The organism is Saccharothrix sp. BKS2 (genome assembly GCF_047689505.1).
Classification (GTDB): domain Bacteria; phylum Actinomycetota; class Actinomycetes; order Mycobacteriales; family Pseudonocardiaceae; genus Actinosynnema; species Actinosynnema lopnurensis.
Genome location: NZ_JAUQOL010000001.1, coordinates 116,018 through 140,928 on the forward strand (window position 1 = coordinate 116,018; position 24,911 = coordinate 140,928).

Annotated in this window: 7 protein-coding genes; 3 read left to right on the top strand and 4 right to left on the bottom strand. The window is 75.5% G+C overall.

Features of this window, described 5'->3' with window-relative positions; genetic code table 11:
• Positions 1–16: 16 nt before the first annotated feature.
• From Q5530_RS00310 to Q5530_RS00325, 4 genes are all read right to left on the bottom strand, one after another.
• The gene (locus Q5530_RS00310; protein WP_415359863.1) at positions 17–4,852 is read right to left on the bottom strand and encodes a type I polyketide synthase; all 4,836 of its coding nucleotides are present in this window, start codon (positions 4,850–4,852) and stop codon (positions 17–19) included.
• Positions 4,849–14,178 carry a type I polyketide synthase gene (locus tag Q5530_RS00315; protein ID WP_415359864.1) on the bottom strand — a complete coding sequence of 3,110 codons (9,330 nt, stop codon included), beginning with the start codon at positions 14,176–14,178 and terminating at the stop codon, positions 4,849–4,851. The genes Q5530_RS00310 and Q5530_RS00315 overlap by 4 nt, the downstream gene beginning before the upstream one ends.
• Positions 14,179–14,215: 37 nt before the next feature.
• Positions 14,216–19,732 carry a type I polyketide synthase gene (locus tag Q5530_RS00320; protein WP_415360441.1) on the bottom strand — a complete coding sequence of 1,839 codons (5,517 nt, stop codon included), beginning with the start codon at positions 19,730–19,732 and terminating at the stop codon, positions 14,216–14,218.
• Between the two features lie 353 nt (positions 19,733–20,085).
• On the bottom strand, positions 20,086–21,723 hold the full coding sequence (locus Q5530_RS00325; RefSeq protein WP_415359865.1) for an MFS transporter: 1,638 nt from the start codon (positions 21,721–21,723) through the stop codon (positions 20,086–20,088).
• Positions 21,724–21,804: 81 nt separating this feature from the next.
• Here Q5530_RS00325 and Q5530_RS00330 point away from each other — a divergent pair, with 81 nt between their 5' ends.
• The 3 genes from Q5530_RS00330 (at position 21,805) to Q5530_RS00340 (ending at position 24,908) form a co-directional block, all read left to right on the top strand.
• A complete protein-coding gene (locus Q5530_RS00330) occupies positions 21,805–22,416 on the top strand; it encodes a TetR/AcrR family transcriptional regulator (RefSeq protein ID WP_415359866.1) in 612 nt (203 codons plus the stop codon).
• Positions 22,417–22,737: 321 nt separating this feature from the next.
• Positions 22,738–24,162 carry an acyl-CoA carboxylase subunit beta gene (locus Q5530_RS00335; RefSeq protein ID WP_380639924.1) on the top strand — a complete coding sequence of 475 codons (1,425 nt, stop codon included), beginning with the start codon at positions 22,738–22,740 and terminating at the stop codon, positions 24,160–24,162.
• Entirely contained in the window at positions 24,159–24,908 is a 750-nt protein-coding gene (locus Q5530_RS00340) for a thioesterase II family protein (RefSeq protein ID WP_415359867.1), read from the top strand. Before Q5530_RS00335 ends, Q5530_RS00340 begins: the two co-directional genes overlap by 4 nt.
• The last annotated feature ends 3 nt before the right edge of the window (positions 24,909–24,911 follow it).

Below are 24,911 nucleotides of genomic sequence, written 5' to 3' on the forward strand. Positions count from 1 at the left end.
CCAGGCTGGGTGAACTTCAGGCCATGCCCAGTTCGCGGTCGATGAAGTCGAAGACGTCGTCCGCGGACGCGCTTTCCAGCCGGTCGGCCACCGCCGCGGGCGCGTCGCCCGCCACGGTCTGCGCGAGCCGGTTCAGCAGGTTCTGCAACCGGGTGGTGAGGTGGCCGGCCTCGATCTCCGCCGGCCCGAGGTTCGCCGCGGCGACCTCCAGCCGGTCCAGCTCGGCCAGCACGGAGCCCACGGGCGCCTCGCCCTCGCCGACGAGTTCGGTGTGCAGGAGGGTGACCAGGGCGCTCGGCGTCGGGTGGTCGAACACCAGGGTCGCGGGCAGCCGCACGCCGGTCGCGCCGGTCAGCGCGTTGCGCAGCTCCACCGCGGTCACCGAGTCGAAGCCCAGGTCCTTGAACGCCCGGTTGGGCTCCACCGCGTCCGCGCCGGTGTAGCCGAGCACCGAGGCCACGTGCGTGCGCACGAGGTCGAGCAGCAGCGCGCGGCGTTCGCCGTCGGGCAGGCCCGCGAGCTTCGCGGCCAGGTCGCCGTCCGCCGCGGGGGCGTCGTCGGCGGCGGCGGGTTCCAGCGCCGCCCGCGCCTCCGGCACGGTGCCGATGAGCGGGCGGGCGCGGGACAGCGCGTAGGTGGGCGCGAACCGCGCCCAGTCCAGGTCGGCGACGACCACGTGGCCCTCGCCGCGGTCCAGCACGCCCTGGAGCGCGGAGACCGCGAGCCGCGGCTCCATCACACCCACGCCGAGCCGGGCCAGGTGCTCGCCCGCCTCGCCGGAGGCCATGCCGTCGCCGCCCCAGGAGCCCCAGGCCACCGAGGTGCCCGCCAGGCCGCGGGCGCGGCGGCCGCGCACGACCCCGTCGACCACGGCGTTGGCCGCCGCGTACCCGGTCTGCCCGCCCGAGCCCCACACCGCCGCGCCGGAGGAGAACACCACGAACGCGTCCAGCTCGCGGCCCGCCAGCAGCTCGTCCAGGTGCAGCGCGCCCACGACCTTGGCGTGCCCGATCCCGGCGAAGTCTGCCAGCGACACGTCGTCCAGCCCGGACTCGCGGTGCATGGTGCCGGCGGCGTGGAAGACCGCCGTCAGGTCCGGCAGCGACCCCAGCAGCCCCCGCAGGGCCTCCCGGTCGGTCACGTCGCAGGCCACGACCTCGACCCCGCCGCCCAGCTCGGCGCACAGCTCCGCCGCGCCGGGCGCGTCCGGGCCGCGCCGCGAGGTCAGCACGACCCGCTCCGCGCCGCCCGCGACGAGCCAGCGGGCCAGGTGCGCGCCGACGCCGCCCGTGCCGCCCGTCACCAGGACCGTGCCGCGCGGCCGCCACCGGCTGTTCGCCGGACCCGCGGGGGCGCGGACCAGGCGCCGCGCCAGCACGCCGGCCGGCCGCAGCGCCACCTGGTCCTCGTCCCCGGCGTCCAGCACGCCGACGAGCCGTTCCACCACGAGGTCGTCCACGTCGACCGGCAGGTCCACCAGACCGCCCCAGGAGCCGGGCCGGTCCAGGCCGAGCACCGTGCCGATGCCCCACAGCGCGGCCTGGTGCGGGTCGGCGACCTCCTCGAAGTCGTCCACCGCCACGCCCGCGCAGGTGCCGAACCACAGCGGCGCGGCAACGCCGGCGTCGTCCAGGCCCTGCACCAGCACGACCGAGGCCGCCACCCCGCGCGAGAGCGACGGGAACAGCGGGTGCGGCCGGGCGTCCAGGCCCAGCAGGGACAGCACGCCGTCGGGGGCGGTGTCGCCCAGCGCCGCGCGCACGCGCCCGGCCACGACCTCGCGGTCCAGGTCCTCCACCTCGACCCGCAGCACGTCCGCGCCGCGCGAGGCGAACCCGTCCGCGACGACCGTGACGCGCTTGTCGTCGCGCAGGGACTCCGGCACCACCAGCAGCCACGAGCCGGGGAAGACCACCGGCACGTCCGCCTCGACCGGCCGCCACTCGACCCGGTAGCGCCAGGAGTCCACGGTGGAGTCCTCGCGCAGCCGCGAGCGCCACGTGCCCAGCGCGGGCAGCACCTGCCGCAGCGCCTGCTCGTCCACCGCCAGGTCGGTCGCCAGCGACTCCAGGCCGCCGTCCTCCACCGCGGCCCAGAACGCCGCGTCGGCGGGGTCGGCGGGCCCGGCGGCGGGCTGCTCGGTGAGCCAGAAGTGCTGCCGGCGGAACGCGTAGGTGGGCAGCGGGACCCGCGCGCCGGCGGGCAGCAGCGTGGTGAAGTCCGGGCTGACGCCGCGCACGTGCAGCTCCGCCAGGGAGCGGGCGAACCGGGCCGGGCCGCCCTCCTCGCGGCGCAGCGTGCCGACCACGGCGGTCGGCTGCTCGCGGTCGTCCAGCGTCTCCTGGATGCTCATGGCCAGCACCGGGTGCGGGCTGACCTCGACGAACGCCGCGTGCCCGCGCTCGGCGAGGGTGCGGATGGCCGGCTCGAACGCGACCGTGGTGCGCAGGTTGGTGTACCAGTAGCGGGCGTCCAGGGCGGCGTCCGCCACCCACTCGCCGGTGACCGTGGACAGCATCGGCACCTCGCCCGCGCGGGGCCCGACCGGCGCGAGGTCGGCCAGCAGCCGCTGCTCGATCGAGCCGACCTGCGCGGAGTGCGAGGCGTAGTCGACGTTCACGCGCTTGGCGCGGACGTCCAGCGCGGTCAGGGTCTCGACCAGCTCGTCCAGCGCCCCGGGCTCGCCGGAGACGACGACGGAGGCGGCGCCGTTGACCGCGGCGACCGAGATGCGCTCGCCCCACGGCTCCAGGTGCGGCCGGACCGCGTCGGCGGACAGGCCCACCGACACCATGCCGCCGTGCCCGGCCAGGTGCTCGCGGATGGCGCGGCTGCGCAGCGCCACCACCCGCGCGCCGTCGAGCAGCGACAGGTGGCCGCCCACGACGGCGGCGGCGATCTCGCCCTGCGAGTGCCCCACGACCGCGTCCGGGGTGACGCCGTGGTGGCGCCACAGCGCGGTCAGCGACACCATGACCGCCCACAGCACCGGCTGGACCACGTCCACGCGCTCCAGCGACGGCGCGCCCGCCGCGCCCCGGGCCACCGCGACCAGGTCCCAGTCGACGAACGCCGACAGCGCCTCGGCGCACTCGGCCATCCGGGCGGCGAACACCGGCGAGGCGTCCAGCAGCCCGGCGGCCATGCCCACCCACTGCGCGCCCTGGCCGGGGTAGACGAACACGGTCTTGCCCGCCACGTCGGCCACGCCCGTGACGACCTGGCCGGCGGGCCGGCCCAGCGCGAGCGCGGAGACGCCGGCGACCAGCGCGTCCCGGTCCTCCCCCAGCACCACGGCGCGGTGCTCGAACGCCGAGCGGGTGGTGGCCAGGGACCAGCCCAGGTCGCGCGCCGACAGGTCGGGGCGCCGGACCAGGTGGTCGGCCAGCCGCGCGGCCTGCGCCTTGAGCGCGTCATCGGTGCGGCCGGACAGCACCCACGGCACCACGCCCGGCAGCCCGGTTCCCCGCTCGGCGGCCTCCCGCTCGGCGGGGTCCACCGGCGGGGCCTGCTCCAGCACGACGTGCGCGTTGGTGCCGCTGATGCCGAACGACGAGATCCCGGCCCGGCGCGGACGGCCGGTCTCGGGCCACGGCACGGACTCGGTCAGCAGGGCCACCTCGCCCTTGCTCCAGTCGACCTCGGGCGTCGGCGCGTCGACGTGCAGGGTGCGCGGCAGCACGCCGTGGCGCATCGCCAGCACCATCTTGATGACGCCCGCGACGCCCGCGGCGGCCTGCGAGTGGCCGATGTTGGACTTCAGCGAGCCCAGCCACAGCGGCTGCTCGCGGTCCTGCCCGTAGGTCGCCAGCACGGCCTGGGCCTCGATCGGGTCGCCCAGCCGGGTGCCGGTGCCGTGCGCCTCGACCGCGTCCACCTCGGCCGGGGCCAGGCCCGCGTCGGCCAGGGCGGCGCGGATGACGCGGCGCTGCGACGGGCCGTTGGGCGCGGTGATGCCGTTGGACGCGCCGTCCTGGTTCACCGCCGAGCCGCGGACCACGGCCAGCACCTCGTGGCCGTGGCGCAGCGCGTCGGACAGCCGCTCCAGCACCACCACGCCGGCGCCCTCGGACCAGCCCGCGCCGTCGGCGGCGGCGGCGAAGGACTTGCACCGGCCGTCGCCGGCCAGCGCCCGCTGCCGGGAGAACTCCAGGAACGTGGCGGGCGTGGAGATCACCGTGGCCCCGCCGGCCAGCGCCAGCGACGCCTGGCCCGAGCGCAGCGCCTGGCACGCCAGGTGCAGCGCCACCAGCGACGACGAGCAGCCCGTGTCGACGGTCAGCGCGGGGCCCTCCAGGCCCAGGTGGTAGGCCACCCGGCCGGAGACCAGGCTGCCGGAGCCGTAGCTGTTGGGGTAGTCGTGGTAGACCACGCCCGCGTACACGGCGGTCGGGGTGCCCTTGAGCGCGGCCGGGTCGATGCCCGCGTGCTCCAGCGCCTCCCACGCGGTCTCCAGCAGCACGCGCTGCTGGGGGTCCATCTCGGTGGCCTCGCGGGGGCTGATGCCGAAGAAGCCGGGGTCGAACTCGGGCGCGTCGTGCAGGAAGCCGCCGCGCCGGACGTAGGTCGTGCCGGGGTGCTCCGGGTCCGGGTGGTAGAGCCCGTCCACGTCCCAGCCCCGGTCGGCCGGCATGTCCGAGGTCGCGTCGGCGCCGGAGCGCAGCAGCTCCCACAGGTCGTCGGGCGAGGCCACCCCGCCCGGGTAGCGGCAGCCCAGGCCGACCACGGCGATGGGCTCGGACGCCCGGTCCCGCAGCTCGCGCAGCTCCCGGCTGGTCTCGTGCAGGTCGGTCGTCACCCGGCGCAGGTACTCGCGGAGCTTAGCTTCGTTGGACATCGAACCACCGTTCACGAGTTGCCGAGCCTGTCGTCGATGAACCGGAAGAGGTCGTCGTCGCTGCCCGCCTCCAGCAGGTCGGCGACGCTCACCTCGCCCTCGGGGCGCGCACCGCCGGTGGCCAGCGCCAGCAGGGTCTTGAGCCGATCGGCCACCTCGGTGCGCACGTCCTCGGCCAGGCCGCCGGCGACCGCCGCCTCCAGCCGGTCGAGGTCGTCGAGCACCGGGGCGCCGGTCGCGGGCGCGAGCTCCAGCCGCAGCTGCTCGGCCAGCACGGTCGGGTTGGGGTGGTCGAAGACCAGGGTCGCGGGCAACCGCAGCCCGGTCTCCGCGGCCAGCGCGTTGCGCAGCTCCACGGCCGTCAGCGAGTCGAAGCCGGACTCGCTGAACGCCCGCTCCGGGTCCACGGCGTCGGCGCTCGCGTGCCCGAGCACGACCGCGACCTGCGCGCGCACCAGGTCCAGCAGCAGGGCGCGCTGGTCGGCCTCGGTCAGGCCCGACAGCCGCGCGGTCAGGTCGGTCGGGTCGACGGCCTCGGCCGGCCCGGTGTCCTCGCGCAGCGCGGCCCGCGCCTCGGGCACGGTGTCCAGCAGCGGCCGGGGCCGCGACAGCGCGTAGGCCGGGGCGAACTTCGCCCAGTCGACGTCGGCGACCACGGTGTGCGCCTCGTCCCGGTCCAGCACGCCCTGGAGCGCGGAGACCGCGAGCGCGGGGTCCATCAGGCCGAGGCCCAGTCGGGCCAGCTGGGCGGTGGCGTCGCCGGAGGCCATGCCGCCGCCGCCCCACGAGCCCCAGGCCACCGAGGTGCCCGCCAGGCCGCGGGACCGGCGGTGCCGGACCAGGGAGTCCACCACGGTGTTCCCGCCGGCGTAGCCGAGCTGGCCGCCCGAGCCCCACACCGCCGCGCCGGAGGAGAACACCACGAACGCGTCCAGCTCCCGGTCCGCCAGCAGCTCGTCCAGGTGCAGCGCGCCCGCCACCTTGGCGTGGCCGACCTCGGCGAACTCGGCCAGCGAGACGTCGTCGATGCCGGACTCGTGGTGCATGACCCCGGCCGCGTGGAACACCGACCGCAGGTCGGGCAGCGAGCCCAGCAGCGCCGCCAGGGCGTCGCGGTCGGCCACGTCGCAGGCCACGACCTCGGCCTTGCCGCCCAGCTCAGCGCACAGCTCGGCCGCGCCGGGGGCCGCCGGGCCGCGCCGCGAGGTCAGCACCACGTGCTCGGCGCCCCGGTCGACGAGCCAGCGGGCCAGGTGCGCGCCGACGCCGCCCGTGCCGCCGGTCACCAGGACCGTGCCGCGCGGCCGCCACTCGCCGCCGGCGGGCACGCCCGGGGCCCGCACGAGCCGGCGGCCGAAGACACCGGACAGCCGGACGGCCACCTGGTCCTCGACGCCGCCGGTCAGCACGCCGGCGAGCCGGTCGAGCACCCGCGGGTCGGTGGTGCGGGCGGGTTCGGCGGGCAGGTCCACGACCCCGCCCCAGGTGCGCGGCCGGTCCAGGCCGAGCACCGTGCCGATGCCCCACAGGGAGGTCTGGAGCAGGCCGCCGGGCTGGTCGAACCGGTCCACGGCCACCGCGCCCACGGTGGCGAACCACACCGGCGCGGTCACGCCCGCGTCGTCCAGGCCCTGCACGAGCGCCACGGACGCGGCCACGCCGCTCGACAGCGACACCGACAGCGGGTGCGGCCGCTCGTCCACGGCCAGCAGGGACAGCACACCGACCGGGGTGGCGTCGCCCAGGGCAGCGTCGCCCAGAGCAGCGCGTACCGCCGCCGCGATCCCGGCCCGGTCGGGCGCGGTCACCGCCACGGGCACCACGTCCGCGCCGCGCGCGGCCAGGCCGTCGGCGATCGCGCCCACCCGGTCGTCCCCGGAGGCCAGCACCGGCGCCACCACGAGCCAGGTGCCGGACAGCAGGCCCGGCTCCTCGGGCACCGACCGCCACTCGACCCGGTAGCGCCAGGAGTCCACGGTGGACTCGTCGTGCAGGCGGTTGCGCCAGGACGACAGCGCGGGCAGCACCTCGCCCAGCGCGGCCACGTCCACCGCGAGGTCGGTCGCCAGCGACTCCAGGCCGCCCTGCTCGACCGCGGCCCAGAACGCGGTGTCCGCGGCGTTGGCGCCGGTCGCGGTGGGCACCGCGGCCTCCGGCGCGTCGATCCAGTACCGCTCGTGCTGGAACGCGTAGGTCGGCAGGTCGACCCGCCGGGCGCCGCGCCCGGCGAAGAACGCCGCCCAGTCGACCGGCACGCCGTGCGCGAACGCCTGGCCGACGGCCGTGGTCAGCGCCACCACCTCGGCGCGGTCGCGGCGCTGGGTGGCCACCAGCGCGCCGTCCACCCGCGCCATGCCGGTGAGCACGCCGTCCGGGCCGACCTCCAGGAAGCGGGTCACGCCCTGCGCCGCCAGCGCGGTCACGCCGTCGTGGAACCGGACGGCCTCGCGCACGTGCCGGACCCAGTAGTCGGCGGTGGCCGGGTCACCGGGCGCGGTGGGCACCACGGGGATCGTCGGCGGGTGGAACACCACCCCCGAGACGACCTCGCGGAACTCCGCCAGCATCGGCTCCATGAGCGGCGAGTGGAACGCGTGCGACACCGCCAGCCGCTTCATCCGACGACCCTCGAACTTCACCGCGAGCTCGTCCACGGCGTCGGCGGCGCCGGACACGACCACCGCGGTGGGCCCGTTGACCGCCGCCAGGTCGACCGGGCCGTCCAGCAGCGGCAGGACCTCCTCCTCGGTGGCCTCGATCGCGAGCATCGCGCCGCCGGTGGGCAGCGCCTGCATCAACCGACCGCGCGCGGCGACCAGCTTGCAGGCGTCCTCCAGCGAGAAGACCCCGGCCACGTGCGCGGCGGCAATTTCCCCGATCGAGTGACCGGCCAGGAAGTCCGGCCTGATGCCCCACGACTCCAGCAGCCGGAACAAGGCCACCTCGAACGCGAACAACGCGGGCTGGCTGAACCCCGTCTGGTTCAACAGCTCCTGGTCGTCACCGAACACGATGTCCTTCAGCGACCGCCCCAGCTCGACGTCCACCAGGGAGCAGATCCGGTCGAACGACGCGCCGAACACCGGGAAGGCGTCCGACAGCTCACGACCCATGCCGATCCGCTGCGAACCCTGACCCGTGAACAGGAACGCGGTCAGGCCGCCGCCCTCGACACCGGTCACCACGCCGGGCGCGGCCGTCCCGGCGGCCACCGCCCGCAGCCCGGCCAGCAGCTCGTCGCGCGACGAGCCGACGACCACCGCCCGGTGCTCCAGCGCGGCCCGCGTGACGCCCAGCGACAGGCCCACGTCCACCGGTTCCAGCGACGCGGCCCGCGCCGCGAGCCGGGCGGCCTGGTCGCGCAGCGCTCCCGCGCCCCGCGCGCTCACCGGCCACGCCACCACGTCGGTGGGCACGGCGGCCGGTTCGGCGGGCGCGGGCTCGGCGGCGGGCGGCTCCTCGATGATGGTGTGCGCGTTCGTGCCGCTGACGCCGAACGAGGACACGCCGATCCGGCGGGGCGTCTCGCGCGCCGGCCACGGCCGCGCCTCGGTCAGCAGCTCGACCTCGCCGTCGCTCCAGTCCACGTGCGAGGAGGGCTCGGTGATGTGCAGGGACTTCGGCAGCAGCTCGTGCCGCAGCGCCAGCACCGACTTGATGATGCCCGCGACGCCGGCGGCGGCCTGGGCGTGGCCGATGTTGGACTTGATCGACCCCAGCAGCAGCGGCCGCTCGCGGTCCTGGCCGTAGGTCTTGAGCACGGCCTGCGCCTCGATCGGGTCACCCAGCGAGGTGCCGGTGCCGTGGCCCTCGACCGCGTCCACGTCCGCCGGGGCGAGGCCCGCGTTGGCCAGGGCCGCGCGGATCACCCGCTGCTGCGAGGGACCGTTGGGCGCGGTCAGGCCGTTGGACGCGCCGTCCTGGTTGACCGCCGTCCCGCGCACCACGGCGAGCACCGGGTGCCCGTTGCGGCGCGCGTCGGACAGCCGCTCCAGCAGCAGCACGCCCGCGCCCTCGGCCCAGCCGGTGCCGTCGGCGCTGTCGGAGAACGGCTTGCACCGGCCGTCGGGCGCGAGGCCGCGCTGGCGGGAGAACGCGATGAACGGGGTCGGCGTGGCCATCACCAGCACGCCGCCCGCCAGCGCCATCGAGCACTCGCCGGACCGCAGCGCCTGGGCCGCGAGGTGCAGCGCGACCAGCGACGACGAGCAGGCCGTGTCGATCGACACCGCCGGGCCCTCGAAGCCGAACGTGTAGGACACCCGGCCGGACAGCACCGCCGCGGACGTGGCCGTGGCCAGGTACGCCTCGACCTCCTCGGGCGCGTGGTCGAGCAGGTCCGCGTAGTCCTGGCCACCGGTGCCGAGGAACACGCCGACCCGCTTGCCCTGCAACGCCCTCGGGTCCACGCCCGCGCGCTCCACCGCCTCCCACGACAGCTCCAGCGCGAGCCGCTGCTGCGGGTCCATCGCGGTGGCCTCGCGCGGCGAGATGCCGAAGAAGGCCGCGTCGAACTCCCCCGCCCCGTGGACGAAGCCGCCCTCGTGGACGTAGCTGGTGCCGGGCTGGTCGGGGTCGGCGTCGTAGAGCGCCGCGCCGTCCCAGCCGCGGTCGGTCGGGAAGTCGGAGATCGCGTCCACGCCGTTGGCGACCAGCTCCCACAGGTCCTCCGGCGAGCGCACGCCGCCCGGGTAGCGGCACGACATGGCCACGATGGCGATCGGGTCGTCGTCCACCGCCCCGGCCACCGGCTCGACCTCGGCGGGGGCCGCGTCGCCCACCAGCTCCTCGTGCAGGAACCGGGCCAGCGCCACCGGCGTCGGGTGGTCGAACACCAGGGTCGCGGGCAGCCGCACCCCGGTCGCCTCGCCGAGCCGGTTGCGCAGCTCGACGGCGGTCAGCGAGTCGAAACCGAGGTCCTTGAACGCGCGACCCGGTTCGACCCCGGCGGGGTCCTGGTAGGCGAGCACGGTGGCCACGTGGGTCCGGACGACGTCCAGCAGTGCGCGGTGCTGCTCGGGTTCGGGCAGCGTGGCCAACCGGTCCGCCAGGGCGGACTCCGCCGGGGCCGGGTCCGCGGCCCCGCGGTCGAGGTCCAGCACCTCCCGGACCTCGGGCAGGGCGTGCAGCAGCGGCCGGGGCCGCGCGGCGGAGTAGGTGGGGGCGAACCGCTCCCAGTCGATGTCGGCCACGACCAGGTGGTGCTCGTCGTGGTCCAGGGCCTGCTGGAGCGCGCCGACGGCCAGGTGCGGCGCCATGGCCGGGATGCCGTGCAGGCGCAGCTGCTCGCCGAGGGCCTCCTCGTCGACCATGCCGCCACCGCCCCAGCCGCCCCAGGCCACGCAGGTGACCGGGGCGCCGCGGTGCCGGCGCTGGAGGGCGAGGGCGTCCAGGTGGGCGTTGGCGGCGCCGTAGCCCGCCTGCCCGGCCGAGCCCCACACGCCGGCGCCGGAGGAGAACAGCACGAACGCGTCGAGCTCGCGGTTCCCGAGCAGCTCGTCCAGGTGCCGGGCGCCGGCGACCTTGGCCCGACCGGTCTCCACGAAGTCGGCCAGCGCGATGTCGCCCAGGTGCGCCTCGTCGGGCAGCACGCCCGCGGCGTGCACGACGGTCAGCGGCCCGTCCGGCAGCGAGGCCAGCAGCCCGGCCACGGAGTCGCGGTCGGCCACGTCGCACGCGGCCAGCGTCACGGTGGTGCCCGCGGCCTCCAGCTCGGCCTTCAGCTCGGCCGCGCCGGGCGCGTCCGGGCCGCGCCGGCTGGTGAGCACCAGGTGCCCCGCGCCGCGCTCGGCCAGCCAGCGCGCCACGTGCGCGCCGACACCGCCCGTGCCGCCGGTCACCAGCGCGGTGCCGCGCGGTGCCCAGTCGCGCCGGGCGGGCGTGGTCAGGGGCGCGCGCACGAGCCGGCGGCCCAGCGCACCGGCCGGGCGCAGCGCCACCTGGTCCTCGACGCCGTCGGCGAGCACGTCGCACAGCCGGTCGAGCAGGGCGCTGTCCAGCTCGGCGGGCAGGTCGACCACGCCGCCCCAGGTGAGCGGGTGGTCCAGGGACAGCACGCCGGCCAGGCCCCACAGGGACGCCTGCGCGGTGGAGGCGGGCGCCTCGAACGGGTCTGCGGCCACCGCGCCGGAGGTGACCACCCAGGTGGGCGCGGTGACGCAGGCGTCGCCCAGGGCCTGCACGAGGGTGACGGTGCGGGCCACGCCCTCGGTGAGGGTCGGGTGCACGGGGTGGGGCCGCTCGTCGGACGCGGTCAGCGCCAGCACGCCCGCCAGGTCCGGCGTCGCCACCTCGCCCAGCAGCCCGGCCAGCGCCTCGCGGTCGTGCCCGGCGGGCTCGACGGGCACCACCACCGCACCGCGGGCGGTCAGCCGCTCCGCGACGGCGGCGGCGCGCTCGTCGGCGTCGGCCACCAGCAGCCAGCGGCCGGTCAGCGGCGCCCCGGTGGGCCGGCCGGTGGGCCGCCACACCACGCGGTAGCGCCACGAGTCGATCTCGGACCGCTCCCGGCTGCGGGTCCGCCACGACGCCAGCGCGGGCAGCACCCGGTCCAGCGCGCCGGGCTCGACCCCGAGCAGGTCGGCCAGCTCGGCGTTCTCCACGGCCCGCCAGAACTCGGCGTCACCCTCGGCGGGCGCCTCGACCGCCGCCGTCGCGGGCACGACGGACTCCAGCCAGTACCGCTGCTTGCGGAACACGTGGGTGGGCAGCTCGACGCGCGTGCCGCCGGGGTGCGCGGCCGCCCAGTCGGGTGCCACGCCGTGCGCGTGCAGCCGGGCCACCGCGCAGGCGAACGAGGTGACCTCGTCGCGGTCCTTGCGCCGGGTGGCGGCCAGCACGGTCGTGCCGGGGTCGAGGAAGCCCTGCGCCATGCCGGTCAGCACGCCCTCGGGGCCGACCTCCAGGAACCGGGTGACCCCGCGCGACTCCAGGAACCGCACGCCGTCGTGGAACCGCACGGCCTGCCGCACGTGCCGGACCCAGTAGTCGGGCGAGCCGAGCGCGTCGGCGGTCTCACCGGTCACGTTGGAGACCACGGGGATGCGAGGCGAGTGGTAGGCGATCCGGGCGGCGACCTCGTGGAACTCCGCCAGCATCGGCTCCATCAACGGCGAGTGGAACGCGTGCGACACCGCGAGCCGCTTGGTGCGCCGCCCCTCCAGCTTCGCCGCGAGCCCGTCCACCGCGTCCTCGGCGCCCGAGACCACCACGGCCGTGGGCCCGTTGACGGCCGCCAAACCCACGCGCTCGTCCAGCAGGGGAACGATCTCCTCCTCGGTCGCCTCGACCGCGAGCATCGCCCCACCACTGGGCAGCGCCTGCATCAACCGACCGCGCGCGGCCACCAGCTTGCAGGCGTCCTCCAGCGAGAACACCCCCGCCACGTGAGCCGCCGCGATCTCACCGATCGAGTGACCGGCCAAGAAGTCCGGCTTCACGCCCCAGGACTCCAGCAGCCGGAACAAGGCCACCTCGAAAGCAAACAGGGCCGGCTGGCTGAACCCCGTCTGGTTCAACAGCTCCTGATCATCACCGAGAACGACGTCCTTCAACGACCGCCCCAGCTCAACATCCATCAGAGCGCAGACCTGCTCGAACGTTTCACCGAACACCGGGAAGGCGTCAGACAACTCACGACCCATGCCGACCCGCTGCGAACCCTGACCCGTGAACAGGAACGCGGTCAGGCCGCTGCCCTCGACACCGGTCTCCACGTTCGGGGACGGCGTGCCCGAGGCGATCGCGCGCAGCCCGGCCACGAGGTCGTCCCGGGTGGACCCGACGACGACGGCCCGGTGCTCCAGCGCGGCCCGCGTGACGCCCAGCGAGTACGCCAGGTCGAGCGCGTCCGCGCCCGAGGTCTCCGCGAACGACGCCAACCTCGTCGCCTGCGCGACCAGGTCGTCCGCGCCGCGCCCGGACACCGGCCACAGCCTCACCGGGAACCCGGCGACCGGCTCGGCCTCCCCGGTCGCCTCGGCCTGGACCGCGGGGGCCTGCTCGATGATGGTGTGCACGTTGGTGCCGCTGATGCCGAACGACGACACCCCGGCCCGACGCGGACGCCCCGTCTCCGGCCACGGCACCGACTCCGTCAGCAGCGAGACGTTGCCCGCCGTCCAGTCGACCTGGTCGGTGGGCTCCTCCGCGTGCAGGGTCCTGGGCAGCAGGCCGTGCCGCATGGCCATGACGACCTTGATCACGCCCGCGACGCCGGCCGCCGCCTGGGGGTGGCCGATGTTGGACTTGATCGAGCCCAGCAGCAGCGGGGTCTCGCGGTCCTGGCCGTAGGTGGCCAGCAGCGCCTGGGCCTCGATCGGGTCGCCCAGCGCGGTGCCGGTGCCGTGCGCCTCGACGGTGTCGACCTGCGCCGCGGACAGCCGCGCGTTGGCCAGCGCCTGCTGGATGACCCGCCGCTGCGACGGGCCGTTGGGCGCGGTCAGGCCGTTGGACGCGCCGTCCTGGTTCATGGCCGAGCCGCGCACCACCGCGAGCACCGGGTGCCCGTTGCGCAGCGCGTCGGACAGCCGCTCCAGCACCACCACGCCCGCGCCCTCGGACCACGCGGCGCCGTTGGCGCCCTGCCCGAACGACCGGCAGCGGCCGTCGGGCGACAGGGCGCGCTGCTTGCTGAACTCCACGAACAACTGCGGGGTCGCCATCACGGCCACGCCGCCCGCCAGCGCCAGCGAGCACTCCCCCGACCGCAGCGCCTGCGCGGCCAGGTGCAGCGCGACCGACGACGACGAGCAGGCCGTGTCGACGGTGACCGCCGGGCCCTCCAGCCCGAAGGTGTAGGCGACGCGACCGGAGGCGATGCTGCCGGAGGTGGTGCTCTCCAGGTAGTCGTGGTGCATCACGCCGGTGAACACGCCGGTGGCGGTGCCCTTGAGCGAGGTGGGCGGGATGCCGGCGCGCTCGAACGCCTCCCAGGTGACCTCCAGCAGCAGCCGCTGCTGCGCGTCGGTCTCCAGCGCCTCGCGGGGGCTCATGCCGAAGAACACCGGGTCGAACTCGGCGACGTCGTGCAGGAACCCGCCCTCGCGGGTGTAGCTCTTGCCCGGTGTGCCCGGCTCCGGGTCGTAGATGTTCTCCAGGTCCCAGCCGCGGTCCACCGGGAACCCGGAGATCGCGTCCACGCCGTTCGCGACCAGCTCCCACAGGTCCTCGGGCGACCGCACGCCACCGGGGTAGCGGCAGGCCATCGACACGATCGCGATGGGCTCCTGCTCCCTGGCCTCCAGCTCGCGCACCCGCCGCTTGGCCTGCTGGAGGTCGGCGGTCGCCCGCTTGAGGTAGTCGCGGAGCTTGTCGTCGTTCGCCATCGGTGTTCCACCCATCCTGGAGGGCCGTCTTCGTAGTCGTGGGTGACCGGGGTCAGGAGATGCCGAGCTCGCTGTCGAGCACCTCGAAGAGCTCCTCGTCGGTGGCCTCGCCCAGGTCGCGCTCCTCGTCCTCGCCGCGGCCGTGCGCGTCCTGCCAGGTGCGCAGCAGGGCTTCGAGGCGGGCGGTGACCCGGCCGACGTCGTCGCCGGCCACGGCCTCCAGCGCCGCCTCCAGCCGGTCGACCTCGGCCAGCACGGACCGGGCCCCGTCGTCCTCGCCGACCAGCTCGGCGAGCAGGGCGCGGGCCAGCACGTCCGGTGAGGGGTGGTCGAAGACCAGCGTCGCGGGCAGCCGCAGGCCGGTCGCGGTGCCGAGCAGGTTGCGCAGCTCCACGGCGGCCAGCGAGTCGAACCCGAGGTCCTTGAACGCCTTGGTGGGCGTGACCTCCTCCACGCCGCCGTAGCCGAGGACGGACGCGGCGTGCGTGCGCACGAGGTCCAGCACCAGCTGCTCCCGCTCCACGGCGGGCAGCCCGGTGAGCCGGTCGGCCAGGGGGCGCGCGTCGGGGCCGGAGGCGGCGGCCTGGGCCGCGCGCCGCGCCGGGACCCGGACGAGACCGCGCAGCACGGCGGGCAGCGCGTCGGTGCGGGCGCGCAGGGCCGTGGTGTCGACCCGCAGGGGCACCAGCGCGGCCTCGTCGGCGGTGAGCGCGGCGTCGAACAGCGCCAGCCCCTCGTCGACGGGCATCGCGGGCATCCCGAGCCGGTCCATGCGGCGCAGGTCGGCCTCCTCGAGGTGGCCGGCCATGCCGCCGCTGGTCGCCCACAGGCCGTAGGCCAGCGAGGTCGCGGGCTGGCCCGCGGCGCGCCGGTGCTCCGCGAGGGCGTCGAGGAACGCGTTGGCGGTGGCGTAGTTCGCCTGCCCCGCGCCGGCGACCACGGCCGCCGAGGAGGAGAACAGCACGAACGCGGCCAGGTCGCCGGTGAGCCGGTGCAGGTGCCAGGCGGCGTCCACCTTGGCGCGCAGCACGGTGTCCACCTGCTCGGGGGTGAGGTCGGCCAGCAGGGCGTTGTCCGCCACGCCCGCGGCGTGCACCACGGCGGTCAGCGGGTGCGCGGCGGGGACGCCGGCGAGCAGCTTCTCCACCGCCTCGCCGTCGCTGGTGTCGCAGGCGACGACCGAGACGTCCGCCCCGGCGGCCTCCAGCTCGGCGGCCAGCTCGGCCGCGCCGGGCGCGACCGGGCCGCGCCGGCTGGTGAGCAGCAGGTGCCGGACGCCGTGCTCGGTGACGAGGTGCCGGGCGAGCAGGCCGCCCAGGCCGCCGGTGCCGCCGGTGACCAGCACGGTGCCGTCGGGCCGCCAGGGCGCGGTGCCCCCGCCGGCCGCCACGACCCGGTGCAGCCGGGGCACCAGCACCTCGCCGTCGCGCAGGGCGAGCTCGGGTTCGCCGGAGGCGACCGCGGCGGGCAGCAGGTCCTCCGCGCCCGGCTCGACGTCGACGACGGTGAACCGGTCGGGGTTCTCGGCCTGCGCGGCGCGCAGCAGGCCCCACAGGGGCGCGCGGGTCAGGTCGTGCCGGACCGCGCCGCGGGTGACCACGACGAGGCGGGAGCCCGCCAGCCGCTCGTCGGCCAGCCAGCCGGTGAGCAGGCCCAGCACGGCGTGCGTGGCCGACCGGACCTCGGCGGGCACGTCCACCGCGCCGAGCGCGATCGCGGCCGGGTCGCCGGGCGGGATCGGGGCCAGCACCACGCCGGGGACCGCCGCGCCCGCGTCGAGGGCCGCGCGCAGCGCCGCCAGGTCCGCGTACGAGGTGGCGGCGACCAGGGCATCCGGCCCGAGCACGGCCCAGCCGTCCTCGTCTGGCACCGCCACGGGGCCGGCCGGGAGGGACGTCCAGCGCAGCCGGAACAGGGACTCGTGGTACCCGCGCCGCGCGCCGCCCAGCTGCTCGGCGGTCACCGACCGCACCACCAGCTCGTCGATCGTCGCGACCGGCTCGCCGTGCCCGTCGGCCACCGCCACGGACAGCTTGTCCTCGCCCGTGGGCTTGATGTGCAGGCGCAGCTCCGTCGCGCCCGCCGCGTGCAGCCGCACGCCGTTCCAGGCGAACGGCAGCGGGGTGCGCTCGGCCGAGCCGTCGGCGAGGTTGGCGTGCAGGGCGGCGTCGAGCAGCGCCGGGTGCAGGCCGAAGCGGGCCGCGTCGGCGTGCGCGCTCTCGGGCAGGGCGGCCGAGGCGAACAGCTCGCCCTCGCCGCGCCGCCACACCGACCGCAGGCCGCGGAAGACCTCGCCGTAGCCGTAGCCGGCGTCCGCCAGCCGCTCGTAGAACGCGTCCAGGTCCACGGCCTCCGCGCCGGCGGGCGGCCACGCGCCCAGGTGCTCGGGCTCGGCCTCGCCGCCCACGCCGAGCACGCCGGAGGCGTGGCGCGTCCACGGCTCGTCGGCGGCCGAGCCCTCGGGCCGCGAGTGGATCGACAGCACGCGCCGACCGGTCGCGTCCGCGCCCTCGGCGGTCACCCGCAGCGCCAGCGCGCCCTGGTCGGGCAGCAGCAGCGGCACCTCCAGGGTCAGCTCCTCCACCACGTCGCAGCCGACCTGGTCGCCCGCCCGCACGGCCAGCTCCACCAGGCCCGTGCCGGGCACCAGCACGGTGCCGTGCACCGCGTGGTCGGCCAGCCAGCCGTGGGTGCTCCGCGCCAGCCGCCCGGTCAGCACCACGCCGCCGGTCGACGGCGCCTCGACCACCGCGGACAGCACCGGGTGCCCGCCCGCGAGCAGGCCGAACGACTCGGCGTCGCCGGCCGGGCCGGCGGAGGTCAGCCAGTAGCGCTTGCGCTGGAAGGCGTAGGTCGGCAGGTCGACGCGCCGCGCGCCGCGGCCGGCGAAGAACGCCGCCCAGTCGACCTCGACGCCGTGCGCGAACGCGGTGACCAGGCCGGTGGTCAGCGCCACGACCTCGTCGCGGTCGCGCCGCTGGGTGGCGACGGCCGTGCCGGCGGGCGCCATGCCGGTGAGCACGCCGTCCGGGCCGACCTCGACGAACCGCGAGACGCCCTGGGCGGAGAGGAACGCCGCGCCGTCGTGGAAGCGCACGGCCTGGCGCACGTGCCGCACCCAGTAGTCCGCGCCGGCGATCTCCCCGGTCACCTGCCCACCGGTCACGGTGGACACGAACGCCAGGGTCGGTTCGGCGTAGGTGACCTTCTCCGCGATCCGCCGGAACTCCGCCAGCATCGGCTCCATCAGCGGCGAGTGGAACGCGTGCGACACCGCGAGCCGCTTGGTGCGCCGCCCCTCCAGCTTCGCCGCGAGCCCGTCCACCGCGTCCTCGGCGCCCGAGACCACCACGGCCGTGGGCCCGTTGACGGCCGCCAAACCCACGCGCTCGTCCAGCAGGGGAACGATCTCCTCCTCGGTCGCCTCGACCGCGAGCATCGCCCCACCACTGGGCAGCGCCTGCATCAACCGACCGCGCGCGGCCACCAGCTTGCAGGCGTCCTCCAGCGAGAACACCCCCGCCACGTGAGCCGCCGCGATCTCACCGATCGAGTGACCGGCCAAGAAGTCCGGCTTCACGCCCCAGGACTCCAGCAGCCGGAACAAGGCCACCTCGAAAGCAAACAGGGCCGGCTGGCTGAACCCCGTCTGGTTCAACAGCTCCTGATCATCACCGAAAACGACGTCCTTCAGCGACCGCCCCAGCTCAACGTCCATGAGTGAGCAGACCTGGTCGAACGACGCGCCGAACACCGGGAAGGCGTCCGACAGCTGCCGACCCATGCCGACCCGCTGCGAACCCTGACCCGTGAACAGGAACGCGGTCGCGCCCGGCTCGACCTGGCCGCGCACCACGCCCGGGGCGCCGTCCGCCAGCGCGGCGGTCAGCTCGTCGGCGGTGCGGCCCACGACCGCGAGCCGGTGCTCGAAGTGCGCGCGGGAGGTGGCCAGCGAGTAGGCGGTGTCGAGCGCGTTCGCGCCGGTCACCGCGCGCAGCCGCCGCACCTGGGCGGCCAGCGCCTCCGGCGTCTTGGCCGTCACCACCCACGGCACCACGTCGGTCTCGACGGCCGACGCCTCCTCCGGCGCGGCCTCGTCCTCGCCGGTGCCCGCCTCCGGGGCCTCGTCGGCGGGCGCCTGCTCCAGCACCACGTGCGAGTTGGTGCCGCTGATGCCGAACGACGACACCGCCGAGCGGCGCGGCCGGCCCGTCTCCGGCCACGGCACGGTCCCCGCGGGCAGCGCGACGGCGCCCGCGGTCCAGTCCACGTGCGACGTCGGCGCGTCCACGTGCAGGGTCTTGGGCACGAGCCCGCGGTCCATCGCCAGGATCATCTTGATCACGCCGGCCACGCCCGCGGCCGCCTGGGTGTGGCCCAGGTTGGACTTGATCGACCCCATCAGCAGCGGGTGCTCCCGCTGCTGGCCGTAGGTGGCGATGACCGCCTGCGCCTCGATCGGGTCGCCCAGCCGGGTGCCGGTGCCGTGCGCCTCCAGGACGTCGACCTGCTCGGCGGACAGGCCGGCGTTGGCCAGGGCGGCGCGGATGACCCGCTGCTGCGAGGGGCCGTTGGGCGCGGTCATGCCGCTGGAGGCGCCGTCCTGGTTCACCGCGGTGCCCTTGACCACCGCGAGGACGCGGTGCCCGTTGCGGCGCGCGTCGGACAGCCGCTCGACCACGATCACCGCGGCGCCCTCGGACCAGCCGGTGCCGTCCGCCGCCTCGGCGAAGGGCTTGCAGCGGCCGTCCGGCGCCAGGCCGCGCTGGCGGGAGAAGTCCACGAAGGTCTCGGGCGAGGGCATCACGGTCACGCCGCCGGCCAGCGCCAGCGAGCACTCGCCGCGGCGCAGCGCCTGCACCGCGAGGTGCAGGGCGACCAGCGACGAGGAGCACGCCGTGTCCACGGTGACCGCGGGCCCCTCGAGCCCGAAGGTGTAGGCGACGCGGCCGGAGAACACGCTGCCCGCGTTGCCGTTGCCGATGAAGCCCTCCAGCTCCTCCGGCACGACGGGCACGCGCGACGAGTACTCGTGGTACATCAGTCCGGCGTAGACGCCCGTGCGGCTGCCCTTGAGCGCGGTGGGGTCGATGCCCGCGTGCTCGAACGCCTCCCAGGACACCTCCAGCAGCAGGCGCTGCTGCGGGTCCATGGCCACGGCCTCGCGGGGGCTGATGCCGAAGAAGCCGGCGTCGAAGTCGGCCGCGTCGTGCAGGAACCCGCCCTCGCGCGCGTAGGTGTGCCCGCGCCGGTCGGGGTCGGGGTCGTAGAGGGCGTCGACGTCCCAGTCGCGGTCGGTCGGGAACGGCGAGACCACGTCCACGCCACCCGCCACGAGGTCCCACAGCTGGTCGGGGTTGGCGACCCCGCCGGGGAAGCGGCAGCCGATGCCGACGACCGCGATCGGGTCGTTGTCCCGGCGCTCGGCCTCGCGCAGCCTGCGGCGTGCTTCACGCAGGTCCGCGGTCGCCCGCTTCAGGTAAGCAAGAAGCTTTTCCTCGTTTCCCACGCACGCCTCCCGGGGTCGTTCCACTCCGCGGTCAATCCGATCCGGTGCCCCGAGCCGCACAGTGGGCGACATGTCCGCGGCACCGCCGTCGACGAGCGAGTTTTCGCACGTCCTGGATCTGCTGCGGCAACGGCGACGATTTTCCGCGGAATTACCCGCGTCGCCGCACGAGCGCACGACACCTCAGCCGATGATTTCCCGACCCGCTTTTCCCAACATGACGCTACGGAAAGGCCGACACCGCAGCCACCCCTAGCAGGCCCTTAGCTCACCCCTAGCGGTGTTGGGTCCGGCGGTCTCCGGGGAACCCTTCCCGGCCGCGTCGAAACCCCGAGCAACCCCTTCCCGAAAAGACGGGCTCCCGACCGCACAGGGGTGCGGCCGGGAGCCCGGTCGGGGTGGTGCGGGTGGGTTCAGGCGGTGGTCCCGGTCTTCTCCCGGTCGTCCTCCCCGGCGGGGACCGCGACGGGGTCGGGGTCGGCCGGCTCCTCGGCGGACTCGCCCGGACCGGCCTCCGGCGCGGTGACCGACGGCCGGACGGGGCGCGGCACCTTGCGCAGCATCGCGAACGCCAGCACCGCGGTGACCACCAGCACACCGGACACCGCGTACGCGGCGATGTGCAGCTCCTCGGTGAACGCCGTGCGCGCGGCCAGCCACAGGTCCTGGCCCACGTCACCGGGCAGCGTGCGGGAGACCTCCAGCGCCGAGCCGAGCGTGTCCCGGGCGGTGTCCAGCGCCTCGGGCGGCACCCCGGCGGGCGCGTCGTCGGCGAGCTGCGAGCGGTAGACGAACGCGCCGACGCTGCCCAGCACGGCCACGCCCAGCGCGCTGCCGAACTGGCTGCCGGTCTCCGACAGGCCCGCGGCGGACCCGGCGCGCTCCGGCGGCGCGGTCGTCACCACCAGCTCGGCGGTCAGCGTCAGCGCCATCGCCATGCCCATGGTGGACAGCATCTGACCGACGACCGCCTGGGCCAGGCCGTTCTCGACGCCCACCTGCGACATCAGCAGGAAGCCGCCGATGCCGATGCCCAGGCCGATCGCGGTGGTGGTGGCGTGCCCGAGCTTCGAGGTGAGCAGCGGGGCCAGCAGCGCCGCGCCGATCGCGGCGGTGAACGCCTGCGGCAGCGACCACAGGCCGGCCTCGAACGGTTCGAGCCCCAGCACCAGCTGGAGGTACTGGGCGGTGAAGAACATGAAGCCGACCAGCGCGAAGTTCGCCAGCACGTTGGTGACCAGGGCGGCGGAGAACGCGGCCTTGCCGAACAGCCGCACGTCCACCATCGGGTCGTCCAGCCCGCGTTGGCGCGCGATGAACAGCGGCACGAACAGCAGGCCCACCACCACCGCGGCCAGCGGCTGCCAGCCGAAGCCCTCCTCGGCGAACTCCTTGACGCCCCACACCGCCGGCAGGACGCCCGCGAACAGCAGCACCGAGCTGAACAGGTCGAACCGCCCGGCGGCGGGGTTGCGGTACTCGGGCAGCAGCAGGGGCGAGGCCACCACGAGGACCAGCATGATCGGCACGTTGATCAGGAACACGGTGCCCCAGTGGAAGGACTGGAGCAGCACGCCGCCGAGCAGCAGGCCGATCGCGCCACCGGCGGAGAAGCCCGCCGACCACAGGCCGATCGCGGCGCGGCGCTGCTGCTCGTCCTGGAACATGGTGCGGATCAGGGACATGGTGGACGGCATCAGCGTCGCGCCCGCCGCGCCCATGAGCGCGCGGGTGGCGATGAGCAGCTCCGGGCTGTCGGCGTAGGCCGAGACCGCGGAGGCGATGCCGAAGGCGGCCGCGCCGATGATCAGCAGCTTGCGGCGGCCGATGCGGTCACCGAGCGTGCCCATCGGGATCAGCAGGCCCGCGAGCACGAACGCGTAGATGTCGGTGATCCACAACAACTGGCTGCTGGACGGTCCCAGCTCCGCGCTGATGAACGGCAGCGCATAAGACAGCACGGTCATGTCCATGCTGATGATCAGCGTGACGAGGACGAGGACAGCCAGCCCCCACCACTCCCGCTTCCCGGCACGTTGGGCTGGAGTCATGTCCACGACGCTACACCCGATCTATACGCTTGTATATGACGTCTGTATGAAAACACTGTCCTGATCCTGTAAGGTCACTTCGTGGGTCATCGAGAACAGCTCCTCGCCGGCGCGAGGAAATGTCTGTACGAACGTGGTTACGCGAACACCACGGCGAGGGACCTCGTCTCCGCGTCGAACACCAACCTGGCCTCGATCGGTTACCACTTCGGGTCCAAGGAGGCGCTGCTGAACGCGGCGCTCGTGACGGCGTTCGAGGAGTGGGGCGCCGAGCTGGACCGGGTGATGAGCACCGCGGAGGGGCCCGACCTCACCACGGCCGGCCGCCTGGAGGCCATGTGGAGCGGCGTGCTGGAGTCCTTCAGCAGCCACCGGCCGTTGTGGGTGGCCGGCATCGAGGCGTTCGCCCTCGCCGAGCGGATGCCCGACCTGCGGGAGAAGCTCGCCACCGCCTACCAGCGCGCCCGCCCGTCGCTGGGCGCCCTGGCCGTGCCCGACCACGACGCGGACCACCCGACGCGGCTCGCCGCCGGGTCGTTCCTGCTCGCCGTGATGATCGGGCTGACCGTGCAGAACCTGCTCGACCCGCCGTCCGCGCCGACCGCCGGCGACCTGCTGTCGGCCCTGCGGGCGATGACGGAGAAGCTGGACGAGCCCTCCGACGTGAACCCGGCCGACAACGCCCGACCCTGATGCGCCCGACCCTGATGCGCCCGACCCTGATGCGCCCGACCCTGATGCGCCCGACCCTGATGCGCCCGGCCCTGGTCCGGTCGGCCCGGTGGGCACCGGCGGCCTCCTCGTGGGTTCGACGCGCCGGCCCGACGTGCCGCGCGTTCGCGGAAGTCCTCCGCTGGCCCACACCCTCCCGCCCCGCGCCCGCCCCCGTCCACCCTTGCGGGGCCCGGCAAGGGGGCGCGACCAGGTCTCCCAGGGGTGCTCTAGGGGTTGTCGCGCGCCGCGGCCACCGGCAGGTTCGAGGCACCGCCCCGCTCGCCGAGCCGAGGAGAACGCATGTCAGTCCTGGCCACCGACACGTCGGTCGAGGCGCCGGAGCCGCTCGACCCGCGTGACCCGATGGTCCGGCTGGGGAACCTGCTCGACCCCGGTACCGCGACCCCCCTGCACGAGCAGGACGGCAGCGGCGTGCGGGCGGTGCGCGGGCGCGTCAACGGTTCCCCCGTGCTGGCCTACTGCACCGACGCCACCATGATGGGCGGCGCGATGGGCTGGGCCGGCGCGCAGCGCATCGTCGAGGCGATCGAGGCCGCCGTGCGCGACCGCGTCCCCGTGATCGGCCTGTGGCACTCCGGCGGCGCGAAGCTCGCCGACGGCGTGGAGTCCATGGACGGCGTCGGCCGGATGTTCGCCGCGATGACCCGCGCCTCCGGGCGCGTGCCCCAGATCTCGGTGATCCTCGGACCGGCCGCCGGCGCCGCCGCCTACGGCCCCGCGCTGACCGACATCGTGGTGCTGGCCCGGGGCGGCCGGGTGTTCGTCACCGGTCCCGAGGTCGTCCGCAGCGTCACCGGCGAGCAGATCGACATGGAGGGCCTGGGCGGCGTCGAGGCACACGGCCGCAAGTCCGGTGTGGTCCACGTGACCACGGAGTCCGAAGAGGAGGCGCTGCGGAAGGCGCGCTCCCTGGTGGACTTCTTCACCCGGCCCGGCGTGCTGGACCTGGCGTCCGCCGCCGACGGGCGCGACCCCAGCTCCTGGCTGCCGGAGTCGCCGCGCCGCGCCTACGACGTGAAGCCCCTGGTGAACGACGTGCTCGACCCGGGTTCCTTCGAGGAGCTCCAGGCCAAGTGGGCGCCGAACGTCGTGGTCGGCTTCGGCAGGCTCGCCGAGCGCACGGTGGGCGTCATCGCGAACAACCCGCTGCGCAAGGGCGGCTGCCTGGACTCGCTGAGCGCGGAGAAGGCGTCCCGGTTCGTGCGCATGTGCGACGCGTTCGGCGTGCCGCTGCTGGTGCTGGTCGACGTGCCCGGCTACCTGCCCGGCGTCGGGCAGGAGTGGGGCGGCGTGGTGCGGCGCGGCGCGAAGCTGCTGCACGCCTTCGCCGAGGCGGTCGTCCCGCGCGTCACCCTCATCACCCGCAAGTCCTACGGCGGCGCGTACATCGCCATGAACTCCCGCTCCCTGGGCGCCAGCGCGGTGTTCGCCTGGCCGGACGCCGAGGTGGCCGTGATGGGCGCCGAGGCCGCGGTGAAGATCCTGCACCGCAAGAAGCTCGCCGCCGCGACCGAGGAGGAGCGCCCGGAGCTGCTCGCCCGGCTGGTCGAGGAGCAGCAGCGCATCGCGGGCGGCGTGGACCGGGCGCTGGCGCTCGGCGTCGTGGACGAGGTCGTGGCGCCGCGCGACACCCGCCGCAGGCTGGCCGAGGCGCTGGCCGCCGCGCAGCCGGGTCGCGGCCACCACGGGAACATCCCGCTGTGAGCGCGCCGACGTCCACCGGCGCCTGGCTGCGCCGGTTCCGCCCGACCGCCGGCGCGCCGCTGCGCCTGGTGTGCTTCCCGCACGCGGGCGGCTCCGCCTCGTACTTCGTGCCGGTGGCCCAGGCGCACGCGCCCGGCGTCGACGTGCTGGCCGTGCAGTACCCGGGGCGGCAGGACCGCCGCGCGGAGCCGACCGTGGGCTCCATCGCGGAGCTGGCCGACAGCCTGGTGCCGGAGCTGCTGGCGTGGACGGACGTGCCGTTCGCGTTCTTCGGCCACAGCATGGGCGCGACCCTGGCGTTCGAGGTCGCGCGCCGGCTGGAGGACCGGGGCGTCACCCCGCTGCGGCTGTTCGCGTCGGCCCGGCGCGGCCCCACCACCCACCGCGGCGAGCGGCTGCACCTCCAGGGCGACCGGGTGCTGATGGAGGAGCTGCGGTCGCTGGGCGGCACGGACCTGCGGGCCATGGACGAGGAGATCCTCGGCATGGTGCTGCCCGCGCTGCGGGCCGACTACCGGGCCGTGGAGACCTACGAGTACGTGCCCGGACCGCCGCTGCGCGCCCCGATCACCGCCCTGATCGGCGACGCCGACCCGAAGGTGGTCGAGGCCGAGGCCCGGACCTGGGCCGAGCACACCTCGGGCGGGTTCGAGCTGGAGGTCTTCCGCGGCGGCCACTTCTACCTGGCCGACCACGCGGAGGCGGTCAACGCGCTGATCGCCGACCGCCTCCGCCGGGCCCGCTGACCG

Bases quoted from the DNA above. Each gene is read 5' to 3' on its own strand.
- Q5530_RS00315 (WP_415359864.1), bottom strand. From the start codon at position 14,178: ATGGGTGGAACACCGATGGCGAACGACGACAAGCTCCGCGACTACCTC.
- Q5530_RS00325 (WP_415359865.1), bottom strand. From the start codon at position 21,723: ATGACTCCAGCCCAACGTGCCGGGAAGCGGGAGTGGTGGGGGCTGGCT.
- Q5530_RS00335 (WP_380639924.1), top strand. From the start codon at position 22,738: ATGTCAGTCCTGGCCACCGACACGTCGGTCGAGGCGCCGGAGCCGCTC.